The sequence below is a fragment of the Flavobacterium sp. PL02 genome, assembly GCF_035013205.1.
Lineage (GTDB): Bacteria > Bacteroidota > Bacteroidia > Flavobacteriales > Flavobacteriaceae > Flavobacterium.
On sequence record NZ_JAYGJP010000002.1, the window covers coordinates 222,016 to 235,126 of the forward strand.

Sequence of the window (13,111 nt, forward strand, 5' to 3'; positions counted from 1 at the left end):
CTACAACTATGGCATTACAAACACATACCACAATAAAAATAGGAGAAAAAACAATCCGGAATTTCAGCGGTTTAAAAATTGTGCAGAAAATCCATAACCACCATACTTTTAGCCTACAAATAAGACAAGACACATTGGTAGATGAGTTTAAAAGCGTTATGCCAGTTTCGCAACAATTAATAGGCGAAAGAATAAGCATAGAGATAAAACCGATCCCAGATCTCGATGACCTCATGATTATAACTAACCCAAAGGACTATATCATGCAGTTTTATGGGATAGTTACTAAGGTAAAATTGCAAAAATCTACTAGTAAAGATATGGAAGAAACCATATTGATAAAAGGATATAGTACATCAATAATTCTAGATAATGGACCAGACTCAAACTCATTTACAAGAATGCCACTAAGCGATATTGTAAACAAGATTAAATCGGGTTATGAAATCGATATGAATGTATCCCCTTATTATAAAGACAATCTAGCTTACACGGTTCAATACAACGAGAGCGATTTTAATTTCCTTAACCGCATAGCAATGCGTCACGGGCAATGGTTTTACGACACAGGACGCACGATAGTTTTTGGTAGTCCCGGAAGTTCAGGAACAGAACCTAATCTGGTTTATGGAGTTAATATGCAAGATTTCAGCTATGAGATAAAATTAGCCCCAACTTTGTTTAAGACCATCGAGAATGATAATCGCCAAGGCAACCATTTTGCTACAAATACTGCTACATACAGAAAAGAAGCTGATGGATTTCATCAAAACTTCATCAACAAATCTAATACCGTATTTAATAAAGAAACAATAATACAAGTTAACCAAAATCCTGTAGGAGGAAATGGACGAAATGCTTCTGAAGAATATGCCAAGAATAAAATGCGAGCTATAACAAGTGGACTAATGCATATAAAAGCCACGAGCGAAGTCCCAGGAGTTACCTTAGGGAATACTGTTAGAATAACAGGCGTCGATGTGCAACTAGAAAGCAGCTATAGAGTAACCCAAATTACCCATACGTGTGATGATGGCGGAGGATACGAAAACCATTTTAAAGCAGTAAATTTTAATGGAGCCGTATTCTCGCCAAAAACTAATCCCGATTTAGTACCACGTTGCGAGAGCCAGTCGGCAATAGTAATGGCTAATAATGACCCCGACGGACTTAGTGCCATAACCATACAAATGCCGTGGCAAGAAGCCAAAGGCGAAACCACTCCATATATCCCAGTGACACAACAACACGGCGGAGATGGCAGAGGAACACATTGGGTTCCTGAAATAGGCGATAAAGTATTTGTATATTTTCAAGGAGGCAATGCCGAAATGCCAATAGTAACAGGAACAATATCCAGCACAAAAGAAAAAAGCGGCTACGCCACACCCAATAATGATCTAAAAGTAATGCGTACCCGTTCCGGAATCATGATCGTGTATAACGATGCCGAAGGCAGCATTTTAATAGAAGACCCAAGCGGGAACACATATTTTATGGATGGAAAAGGAAGCATAAAACTTCTCGCTCCAAAAAATATAGAAATTGAAGCTGGGGAAGATATTATTATGAACGCAGGAAAGAATATTAAAGAAAGTGCCGGAGGCTATAAAGAAACCCAGATTAATTTACACCATAACCTATCCGTAGGTACCGATTACATCTTAAATGTTATAGGGAATATGCTCGAATGGGTAGGAGGAAAAAAAGAAACTGAAAGCGATGATATTAAAGAAATGGCTCAGGAAGTACTTTTAAACAGCACCGAGAAAAGTATAAATGTGCGAGGAGCAAAAAATGTGAATAACCACAGTGCAGAAACTTCTAAAAACGCATAATTATGGGAATTACAAGAATTATAGGCAGCACACTAACCAAAACGGCTAAGGGCAATATAGATATACGAGCAACTAAAGGAGATGTGAATTTTATTGCAGCAGAACAGAATAACTGGCATGGCGAAGAAGAAGGTATTATGTACCATGATTATGAACCATTACACCCTGACGACTCTATGAACAACAGACTTGATCTTACTCTGAATCTTTTCTTTGATGGTACAACCAATAATAAAACCAATACCGCAGCCAGAGAAAAAAACAAAGAGGAATACCAGAAAAATTCGAATAAAATAGATGATAGCTACGAGAACGATTATACCAACGTTGCCAGAGGTTATGATGCAATTAATGCTTCTAAACAGCTAAGAGTTTATGTTGAAGGAGTTGGAACCACTGATGAGAAATCAGATGACATGCTGCCTGTAGGTATTGCGCAAAGTGCCGGTTTCTGGAATACAGGCATAAAAGACAAGGTAAAAAAGGGGTGCGAATTGGGGGCGATAGAAGTTCAAAAAGCAGCTGACGGAAAACCTATTGACTCACTAACAATCAATGTTTTTGGTTTTAGCCGCGGGGCGGCTACGGCAAGGCATTTTTTGGATATTACCAATGTTTCCTATACTGTAAAAGTTTCTAAAGAAGGAAATTTTATTCTTCCTGGAGATATGATTTCAGAAAAATACCCGAAAAATGAAGATAAAACAAAGCCTCCTTATCCCGAAAGTTTTGAAGTTAAGCTAGGTTATTTTGGAAGATGTCTTATTAATAAGGGGATTTTTGAGATTGGGGAAGTCATTTTCAATTTTGTAGGTTTATACGATACTGTTTCGTCACACGGAATCAATCATAATAATGATGTAAAAGATTTAGGTCTTAAGGCGATAAAAAAAGCCAAAATGATTTTCCAGATTTCAGCAGCCGATGAATATCGGGAAAATTTTGACTTAACCAATATCGATAGTGCCGGTTTTAAAGGGTTGGAGTTAACATTTCCCGGTGTACATTCAGACATTGGAGGCTCTTATCTTGCACATGATAAAGAACGCTCTGCTGTACATAAAGAATCTTATTATTTTGGAACCCGTGATGAGGATTATAATTTTATTCCCAACACCCAAGAAGCTAATGCTTTCAAAAAAATACTAGTAAACGAAGGCTGGTACAACGATCACGAACTTAAACTGGAATATAACAAAGATAAGAAAATAGCCTACCTGGTAGGGAACCGCACTCTGGAAAATACCTACGACAAAATAGCCCTTAATAAAATGATTATGGTCTCAGAACAAAAACAATTTGGGATTATTTATGATGATACCATCAAAAAACAAAAAACCAATATTTCGGATCCTTTTATTGCTGATGTATTTACTCAGTTAACGAATTATAGCAAGGCAGTTATGACACACCGAAATAAGGCTCTAAAAGGAGGGGGAACTGTTGATCAATATATTACAGAGTCGAAACAAATAAGCTATCTCGATTATATAAACCCTGAGGACTTAAAAAAATTACGCCATAAATACTTACATTGGTCGGTAAAAGCAGATAAATTTGGGCTAGAGCCCCGATTTACAGAAATTTTACCTATAGAAAAACGCAAAAGAGAAATACACAATGGATAAAATTAATAAACTTTCGATTTTATTATTAATACTCACTTTAAACGTAAGTTGTCAAATGAAAAATAAATACGAATGGCAGAGTTATACCTGCCAGCCATTACAACGACATGGAGAGAATAGAAACATATATCGAGTAGAATTTGTACAAGGTGATATCTTAACGCTCGAGGGAATCTCTGCCAGTTTGCCCTTCGGCGGATCGTCTGGACAGTGGGGATATACTGGTTCGTCATGGACCTCGCAGCACGGTACGCCTATAGGAGCCGATGTTATTTATTATGCCGGTTACGAAGATAAATTTTACCACCTTAAAGCTGATTTCCCTGTTGAGGAGATGAAAAAAGCCGTAGATACCACCCGTCGCTATAATGATTATGTCACCGAAAAGTTTTCGGGCTTAATATTTGGTTTTGCCCCACAGGGCATGGTTGTGGTCTGGAAAGAATACGGAGTTATGAGAATCGAACTCGGGCGTTATCAGGCTCAGGTAATTCCTGACGATAAAGAGCTCGAACAAAGACTTTTTAAGGGATGGTCTATGAACCGTGAAGAAGTAAAAGAAAGAGATTTTTTACCCAATACCTCTTGTGCTAAATGGGATATGTACCGCCAGCGCTACACCTTTAGGGTAAAAATGGAGAACGAAAACCCAGCTTTACGTTTGTTTAGATACTGTTTTACAAATTACAACGGAGAAAAAGACATCATTTTTATGCCGCCGCTGCCTGCTACCAGTTATGATAATCGTGCTTTACCACAAATTCTGGAACTTGATTGGGAAACTAGCGGATATGAGCGCTTTCGAGGGAATATTTTCCTCAATGAAAAAGTGATATTCGAGGCATTCAAAAATTTTAAAGAAGATGATAAACAAGAATTTGAAATCAAAATAAGTAAAGACAATCAAAAACTAGAACTTTTTTTAAATCATGAACCTGTAGAAGTTGATAGTGTACGCATTTATAAAGGTTCAGTGATGTATGAGGGATCTTATTAATCATTTTTAAGGCAAGTGTGATGGTAATTAAAACGCAAAAGAGAAATACACAATGGATAAAATTAATAAACTTTCGATTTTATTATTAATACTCACTTTAAACGTCAGTTGTCAAATGAAAAATAAATACGAATGGCAGAGTTATGCGTGTCAGCCAATATTATCTGTTAGCCAAAATGAAAATGCATACGGTGTCGAATTTGTACAAGGTGATATCTTAACGCTCGAGGGAGCTTCTGCCAGTTTACCCTTTGGTGGTTCATCGGGACGCTGGGGAGAATCTGGAAAAAGCTGGACTTCACAACATGGTACGCCTATAGGGGCTGATGTAATTTATTATGCGGGTTACGAAGATAAGTTTTATCATCTTAAAGTTGATTTCCCTGTTGAGGAGATGAAAAAAGCAGTAGATACCACCCGTCGCTATAATGATTATGTTACCGAAAAGTTTTCGGGCTTGATATTTGGTTTTGCTCCACAGGGCATGGTTGTGGTCTGGAAAGAATACGGAGTTATGAGAATCGAACTCGGGCGTTATCAGGCTCAGGTAATTCCTGACGATAAAGAGCTCGAACAAAGACTTTTTAAGGGATGGTCTATGAACAGACAAGAAGTAAAAGAAAGAGATTTTTTACCCAATACCTCTTCCGAAAAATGGGATATGTACCGCAAGCGCTACACCTTTAGGGTAAAAATGGAGAACGAAAACCCGGCTTTGCGTTTGTTTAGATACTGCTTTACTAATTATAATGGTGAAAAAGACATCATTTTTATGCCACAACTTCCCGCCACCAGTTACGATAATCGTGCCTTACCGCAAATACTGGAACTTGATTGGGAAACTGCTGCTGGAGAAAGCTTTAGAGGTAATATTTTCCTCAATGAGAAAGTAATATTCGAAAAATTTAAAAAATTTAAAACCGAGGATCAACAAGAATTTGAGGTAAAAATAAGCAAAGACAATCGGAAATTGGAATTGTTTTTAAATCACAAGCTTATAGAAGTCGATAGTGTTCGTATTTATGAAGGTTCGGTAAGCTATAAAAATTCATATCATTTTTAATTGGCATTTTAAGGTAATTAGTTAAAACGCAAAAGAGAAATACACAATGGATAAAATTAATAAACTTTCGATTTTATTATTAATACTCACTTTAAACGTAAGTTGTCAAATGAAAAATAAATACGAATGGCAGAGTTATACCTGCCAGCCATTACAACGACATGGAGAGAATAGAAACATATATCGAGTAGAATTTGTACAAGGTGATATCTTAACGCTCGAGGGAATCTCTGCCAGTTTGCCCTTTGGTGGTTCGTCGGGACGCTGGGGAGAATCTGGAAAAAGCTGGACTTCACAACATGGTACGCCTATAGGGGCTGATGTAATTTATTATGCTGGTTACGAAGATAAGTTTTACCATCTTAAAGTTGATTTCTCTGTAGAGGAAATGAAAAAAGCAGTAGATACTACCTATCGCTATAATGATTATAGAAACGAAAAATTTTCGGGTTTGATATTCGGTTTTGCGCCACAAGGTATGGTGGTGGTTTGGAAAGAATATCGAGTTATGAGAATTGAACTCGGGCGTTATCAGGCTCAGGTAATTCCTGACGATAAAGAACTCGAACAAAGACTTTTTAAGGGATGGTCTATGAACCGTGAAGAAGTAAAAGAAAGGGATTTTTTACCCAATACCTCTTCCGAAAAATGGGATATGTACCGCAAGCGTTACACCTTTAGGGTAAAAATGGAAAACGAAAACGCCGCTTTACGTTTGTTTCAATATTGTTTTACCAACTACAATGGCGAACAGGATATCATTTTTATGCCTCCACTACCCGTGACAAGTTATACCAATCATGCTTTACCACAAATCCTTGAACTCGACTGGGAAACTAGTCCTGATGAGCGTTTTCGGGGGAATATTTTTCTAAATGAAAAAGTGATATTCGAAAAATTTAAAAATTTTAAAACAGAGGACAAACAGGAGTTTGAAGTAAAAATAAGTAAAGACAATCAAAAACTAGAACTTTTTTTAAATCATGAACCTGTAGAAGTTGATAGTGTACGCATTTATAAAGGTTCAGTGATGTATGAGGGATCTTATTAATCATTTTTAAGGCAAGTGTGATGGTAATTAAAACGCAAAAGAGAAATACACAATGGATAAAGTAAACAATATAGTAGTTCTTTTAATCATCACATTAAATCCAAACTATCAAAATAGTTACGTACTTATATAATCCAATAAACATCTTGCACTAACTTTGGGAACAAGATCAGTTTTTAGAGAAATATTTAAAAAACTAAATTTTTCATTAGACTATTTATTAAAACAAACCCCTACAGATTTTAAAAAACCTGTAGGGGTTGCTATTTTGTAGTATCAAAAAGAATTATCTAATTTACAGATAATTTAAACTTAAAAATATTTCCTGTTCAACAGGTAAATCAATTTCACTTTCAAAAAAGATTAACTGTCTTTTATGAACCGTTTCTATCAAATAATGATTTCCTCTAAAATAGGTTCTTCTAATTTTTACTAATAAGTTAGATTCTGGAACCATTTTAAATTGATGTGGATATACCAGCGTCTTATGTGTTTCATCTTCGTAAGGAAGCAATAAATGAGTAGCAATTTCATTTACTTCACCAAACAGTGAAGCCACATATTTCGTCTCAGGATCTTCGTATATTTTTGTTGGATTATCTTTAGCAAGAACTTCTCCATTACGCATTACAATTACTTCATCTGCAAACGACAAAGCATCCGTGCTATCATGTGTTGCTATAATGCAAGTAATCCCTTTTTGTTTTAAATATCTAAATAAATTTCGACGCAAAGCATTTTTACGAAAAGCATCTATTTGGCTAAAAGGTTCGTCTAGCAAAATTACTTCTGGCTCTAAAGCCAAAACTCTTACTAAAGCTACTCTTTGCTGTTGTCCACCACTTAATAATTTTGCTTTTACATTCGAGAATTGTTCCATTTCGACCATTTCCAGTAATTCCTGAACACGAAGTTTTTTCATGTTAGCAAAACCATTCGAAAGAAACTTCCCGACATTTTCGGCAACGGTTTCAAAAGGAGACAGATCAAAATCCTGAGCCAGATATTTCATATAAGGCATTCCGGGAACCAAATTGTATTTAGGCCCTAAAACAGGTTTTTCATTATAAGAAATAGTACCTCCATTTAAATCGTATAAACCGTACATTAATTTAAGTAATGTACTTTTTCCGCAGCCGCTTTCGCCAATAATAGCTATATTTTCGCCTTTATTTATGGTAAAAGAAACATTTTTTATAACAGGTTTTTCGGTATACGAAAAAGAAATATCTTGAACTTGAAGCATTAGTTGGCATTGAAAAATTGAGGATACAAAGATAGTTGCTTTGATAAAAATAACTTAGAGAAAGTTATTAAATTATCTACAAAAAAAAGCTGCTTCAAAAGAAACAGCTTTTAATTTATTCGCTAAGAAGCAATGCCTTATTTACCAGCTTTTGCATCGTTTACCATTTTGTCATTTGCAGTAATAGCAAATTCAACACGACGGTTTTGCGCTCTTCCTTCTGGAGAATCATTTGTAGCAATTGGATCAGCAATTCCTAAACCTGAAGTTTTGAAACGAGTAGATTTTAATCCTTTTGAAACTAAATATGCTTGCACAGAAGCAGCTCTTTGTCCTGAAAGTGTTAAGTTGTATTCTGGTTTACCAGTATTATCTGTATAACCAAAAATTTGAATATCAGTATCTCCGTACTCATTAAATACAGGAACTAATTTATCTAAATTTGCTTTTGCCTGAGTTGTTAATGTTGATTTATTAGTATCAAAACGAACAGAATTTTCATTTAAAGTTAAATGAATACCCTCTCCTACTCTTTCTACAGTAGCACCTGGTAAAGCCTGATCAATTTCACGAGCTTGTTTGTCCATTTTGTTTCCAATAAGAGCACCAGTTCCACCACCTACAGCAGCACCAATAGCAGCACCTAAAGCAGCGTTTCCACCACGTCCTAAATTGTTTCCAAGAATACCCCCGATAAGAGCACCTGCAGCAACACCTATTCCTGCACCTTTTTGAGTATTATTTGCATTCTTAACTGAATCGCAACTTGTAAAAAAACTTGTCAATACAAGTAAAGTACTCAAACCTAAAACTGTTATCTTTTTCATATATTTATCTTTTTATGTATTCTTTAATATTAATTAGCTCTCTGAAATTGGTATACTACATCTTTAACTTGTCCTCCAACATTGATATTATCAATTAATTGAAATGAATTTTCAGTTAAACCTCCAATTTTCAATAAATATCCGTCTCTCACTTTTTTTGCTTTTATACCAGCATCAAGAATCTTAAGAACAAACATACCCTGACTATTAATACTCCATACAATTGGAGAAGAAAAATCAGTACAACCAGATGATGCTAAAGCCATCGACCCTTTGTTGTTGTTTGAAATAAAGTTCCAAGTACTACCAATAAAACACTTAGAATCAGCAAGATCAAATGAATTTACTTTAATATACTCTGAACCCGGATAAGAAACATTGGTTAAAACCCAATTTCCTTTAATTGCTACTTGAGTCGACTTATCAAGTTTTGTAGAAAGCGGTTCAGCTCCATTAGAAGATGTCGTTGCTGTAGAAGCTGATTTGCATGCAAAAACCGTTACGGCTAATATGCATATTAAAATAATTTTTCTCATCGTTTTAGCAAATTTAAAATTAATACTCCTACAAAGATACAATGCAAAAAAATTAAATTTGTTTAAAAATTATTTTTTTTTCTTTCACAATTAACACCTACGCCAATTTGTCACCCTATTAGCAATTGGTATCTTATTTGAAGAATCTGAAAAGCATAACGTTAAACTTAAATTTTAAAAAATATGACAACAGGTAAAATTAATGTTTCGGTAGAAAACATATTTCCCTTAATCAAGAAATTCTTATACAGCGATCACGAAATTTTCTTGCGTGAGTTGATTTCTAACGGAACCGATGCTACTCTAAAATTAAAACACCTAACAAGTATTGGTGAAGCCAAAGTAGAATATGGCAATCCAATTATTGAAATTAAAATTGACAAAGAAGGTAAAAAAATCCACATTATTGACCAAGGTCTTGGAATGACTGCCGACGAAGTTGAAAAATACATCAACCAAGTCGCTTTTTCTGGAGCTGAGGAATTTTTGGATAAATATAAAGACTCTGCAAAAGATTCAGGAATTATAGGTCATTTTGGTCTAGGTTTTTACTCAGCCTTTATGGTTGCTGAGAAAGTAGAGATCTTTACTAAATCATATAAAGACGAACCAGCTGCACATTGGACATGTGATGGTAGCCCAGAATTTACTTTGGAGCCAACTGACAAAACTACACGTGGAACTGAAATCGTATTACATATTGCCGAAGATTCTCTTGAGTTTTTAGAAGATTCTAAAATTTACGAGTTATTGAATAAGTATAACAAGTTTATGCCTATTCCTATTAAATTCGGAACTAGAACAGAAACTCTTCCTAAGCCAGAAGATGCTCCTGAAGATTATGTAAACGAAACTATAGAAGTTGATAACATCATCAATAACCCAAATCCAGCTTGGACTAAACAACCAACTGAATTATCTGATGAAGATTATAAGAGTTTCTACAGAGAGTTGTATCCTATGCAATTCGAAGATCCGTTATTCAACATTCACTTAAATGTGGATTATCCGTTTAACCTAACAGGAATTTTATATTTCCCTAAATTAGGTTCGGATATGCAAATTCAGAAAGATAAAATTCAATTATACCAAAATCAGGTTTATGTAACTGATAATGTAGAAGGAATTGTTCCTGAATTTTTAACAATGTTAAAAGGAGTTATCGATTCTCCAGACATTCCGTTAAACGTTTCTCGTTCAGGTTTACAAGCAGATGGTGCTGTTAAGAAAATATCAAACTACATTACTCGTAAAGTAGCTGATAAATTAAAAGCATTATTCACTGAAAACCGTGCTGATTTTGAAGCAAAATGGAACGACATTAAAATCGTTTTAGAGTACGGAATGCTTTCTGAAGATAAATTCTATGAAAAAGCGGGTGCATTTGTATTGTATCCAACAGTAGATGGCACTTACTTTACTCTTGAAGAATTAAAAGAGAAATTAAAAGACAACCAAACCGATAAAGACGGAAAATTGGTAGTTCTTTATGCTGGAAATAAAGATGCACAACACTCTTATATTGAAACAGCAAAAGAAAAAGGATACGAAGTATTACTTTTAGATTCTCCTATTATCTCACATTTAATTCAGAAAATAGAAGGTGACAATAAAGATGTAACTTTCGTACGTGTCGATTCTGATCATATTGATAACTTAATCAAGAAAGACGAAAACACGATTTCTAAATTATCTGAAGAAGAAAAAGAAGCTTTAAAAACATCTTTAGAATCTTATATTCCAAAAGCATATAGTGTACAACTAGAAGCTATGGATAGCCAAGCTGCTCCATTTATCATTACGCAACCAGAATTTATGCGTAGAATGAAAGAAATGAGTCAATCAGGTGGTTCTGGAATGTTTGGTATGGGTAATATGCCAGAGATGTACAACTTGGTAGTAAACACAAATTCTGATTTAGCTACTAACATCTTGAATACCGAAGATAAAACACATCAAGAACATTTGGTTAAACAAGCATTAGATTTAGCCAAATTATCTCAAAACTTATTAAAAGGAGAAGCATTAACTGCTTTTGTAAAAAGAAGTTTTGAAATGATTAAATAATATTTGGCTATAAAAGCCATACTATTACTAAGCCTCTCAAGTTATACTTGAGAGGCTTTTTGTTTAAAAAACACAATATTCTTAACTATCCAATCTAATAATCTTAAAAAAAAGTACTTATTCCTGTTTTTTAACATAAGCTATTTACATAACTTTAACCCACTTTTAAAAAAGTTATTTATAAAAAACAGAACTCTATGAGAAAAATTTACCGTTATGAAAAATTATCATTCTCGGCTCCAGTCGATGAAGATATTAATTTTGAAATCAAATTTATATCCGACGGTAACATAGGGCATACCGTAATCAATATACCCGGAGATAATGATTCTGAAATTGCTAATTCTGGTAAATCTTCCTTAGGAAAAATACAAACGCTCACAGCCGAAAAAACAATTTGCGTTTCGGATATTGCCAATCCTATACCTCACGAAGACACAATTGCTATTGAATACTATATCAATAAAAAGCTACTTGCAAAACATTCTAATCTAAAAAGCGATACTGATCGTCCTTATGTAATTTTAACCATCAAATTTTCAGTAAAATGAAAAACTGGATTATAATTAGCACGGTTTTTTATTTCGGAACAATTCAAGCCCAAAAAAAATTAGATATCCTTACAACACCTACTTCTCCTGCGGCAGCTGTTTTAGGTATGCAACCAAGTGCTATATTACAACCCAAATCTTATCGTGCTCTAGAAACTGCTCTTTATTCAAACTTTAGTGATGAAAATGGAAATAGTATAATCCCAAATGATTTTGGTCTCGAATTTATGCCGTATTGGGCAAACGATCATGGTATGAGTCTGGAGGAATATCTTTATCCAAAAGCCAACCTTGATCAACTTTTGCGAAACTCATCATTTTCTTTGGCTTCTACTCAAAATTTCATGCTACAAGACAGCACAAATACAAGAAGTCTTTCTTTTGGCTATCGCACCTCTATCTATTTTGGAAATAAAAGAGATAAAGAAATCATCCAGAAACACATAGAAACTTTAAGCAATAACCAACGTATTGGTTCTAAAATCTTAGCGGAACTTAGTGAGCTTGCAGAGAAATTTAAATTTAAAACAAAAAGAGAATACCTAACAGCCGTACGAGATAAACTTACCAATCGGATTTACGAAGTACTCGATGAAAAATCGATGAAAGAAGCCGAAGAAATAACCAACAATATTTACGACGCTACTGATGCACTCCCTTTTGATGAAAATGATATCGATTCGTTTTTCATTTCATTTTCTGAATTAATAGAAGACAAAACAATGGGAAGTTATGACGAATTCAAATCTTATATTCTGTCGCGTCAAGGATTGAGTATAGACTTGGCTTACGCATTAGCATTAAATTTTCCGACTAATGATTTTAAATACTCCAATGTACCCAGACAATCATTTTGGATTACTCCTTCTTATAAATTCTCAGATAAAATAAGTTTTCTAAAAGCTACTGGTGTATTACGATATGAATGGTACAATAAGGAGTATTTTGAGAATTATTTTCCTGACACCAAAGTATATAAAAACAATTTCGATTACGGATTAGCATTACAAAGCCAGTTCAAGAAATTTTCGTTAGAATTTGAAGCTACCGGCCGACAGAACAGTTCTCTTTTAGTTGCTGGCACAGATGCTTCGGGAAACACATTATACACGAAAGAAAATGCATCCGATTTTCAATACATAGGAACATTTAGTTATAGACTTACAGAACAAATTGCCCTATCCTATCAAATCGGAAGTGCTTTTAAACCCGTTTTTAACCACAACGGAACATTGATTTCGATGCTGTCCTTAAACTTTGGTTTTGGCGGCCCCAATATAACAGATTTAACTTCAAAATAAACCTCA

The 13,111-nt window shown here is 34.6% G+C and carries 11 protein-coding genes; 8 read left to right on the top strand and 3 right to left on the bottom strand.

All coding sequences use genetic code 11. From position 1 onward, the window contains the following. The first annotated feature begins 8 nt into the window (after positions 1 to 8). The 5 genes from SHI72_RS08880 to SHI72_RS08900 all read left to right on the top strand — a co-directional run bounded on the left by SHI72_RS08880 (position 9) and on the right by SHI72_RS08900 (position 6,577). On the top strand, positions 9 to 1,838 hold the full coding sequence (locus tag SHI72_RS08880; protein WP_323489745.1) for a phage baseplate assembly protein V: 1,830 nt from the start codon (positions 9 to 11) through the stop codon (positions 1,836 to 1,838). A gap of 2 nt (positions 1,839 to 1,840) precedes the next feature. Continuing rightward, positions 1,841 to 3,466, top strand: a complete 1,626-nt coding sequence (locus SHI72_RS08885; RefSeq protein ID WP_323489746.1) for a DUF2235 domain-containing protein — start codon at positions 1,841 to 1,843, stop codon at positions 3,464 to 3,466. Then, on the top strand, positions 3,459 to 4,463 hold the full coding sequence (locus SHI72_RS08890; protein ID WP_323489747.1) for a DUF2931 family protein: 1,005 nt from the start codon (positions 3,459 to 3,461) through the stop codon (positions 4,461 to 4,463). Before SHI72_RS08885 ends, SHI72_RS08890 begins: the two co-directional genes overlap by 8 nt. A 115-nt stretch (positions 4,464 to 4,578) precedes the next feature. Next, entirely contained in the window at positions 4,579 to 5,526 is a 948-nt protein-coding gene (locus SHI72_RS08895) for a DUF2931 family protein (protein ID WP_323489748.1), read from the top strand. A 109-nt stretch (positions 5,527 to 5,635) separates the two neighbouring features. Continuing rightward, the gene (locus SHI72_RS08900; protein WP_323489749.1) at positions 5,636 to 6,577 is read left to right on the top strand and encodes a DUF2931 family protein; all 942 of its coding nucleotides are present in this window, start codon (positions 5,636 to 5,638) and stop codon (positions 6,575 to 6,577) included. A gap of 295 nt (positions 6,578 to 6,872) precedes the next feature. Here SHI72_RS08900 and SHI72_RS08905 read toward each other — a convergent pair whose 3' ends face one another. From SHI72_RS08905 to SHI72_RS08915, 3 genes are all read right to left on the bottom strand, one after another. After that, positions 6,873 to 7,823, bottom strand: a complete 951-nt coding sequence (locus SHI72_RS08905; protein WP_039111637.1) for an ABC transporter ATP-binding protein — start codon at positions 7,821 to 7,823, stop codon at positions 6,873 to 6,875. A gap of 137 nt (positions 7,824 to 7,960) precedes the next feature. After that, the gene (locus SHI72_RS08910) at positions 7,961 to 8,650 is read right to left on the bottom strand and encodes an OmpA family protein (RefSeq protein ID WP_039111638.1); all 690 of its coding nucleotides are present in this window, start codon (positions 8,648 to 8,650) and stop codon (positions 7,961 to 7,963) included. A gap of 29 nt (positions 8,651 to 8,679) precedes the next feature. Continuing rightward, on the bottom strand, positions 8,680 to 9,186 hold the full coding sequence (locus SHI72_RS08915; protein WP_039111639.1) for a lipocalin family protein: 507 nt from the start codon (positions 9,184 to 9,186) through the stop codon (positions 8,680 to 8,682). A gap of 183 nt (positions 9,187 to 9,369) precedes the next feature. On the opposite strand from SHI72_RS08915, the gene htpG reads away from it, so the two are divergent. The 3 genes from htpG (at position 9,370) to SHI72_RS08930 (ending at position 13,105) form a co-directional block, all read left to right on the top strand. After that, entirely contained in the window at positions 9,370 to 11,253 is a 1,884-nt protein-coding gene (htpG, locus tag SHI72_RS08920; protein ID WP_039111640.1) for a molecular chaperone HtpG, read from the top strand. Positions 11,254 to 11,450: 197 nt separating this feature from the next. After that, on the top strand, positions 11,451 to 11,804 hold the full coding sequence (locus SHI72_RS08925) for a hypothetical protein (protein ID WP_039111641.1): 354 nt from the start codon (positions 11,451 to 11,453) through the stop codon (positions 11,802 to 11,804). Then, the gene (locus tag SHI72_RS08930; protein ID WP_323489750.1) at positions 11,801 to 13,105 is read left to right on the top strand and encodes a hypothetical protein; all 1,305 of its coding nucleotides are present in this window, start codon (positions 11,801 to 11,803) and stop codon (positions 13,103 to 13,105) included. The genes SHI72_RS08925 and SHI72_RS08930 overlap by 4 nt, the downstream gene beginning before the upstream one ends. The last annotated feature ends 6 nt before the right edge of the window (positions 13,106 to 13,111 follow it).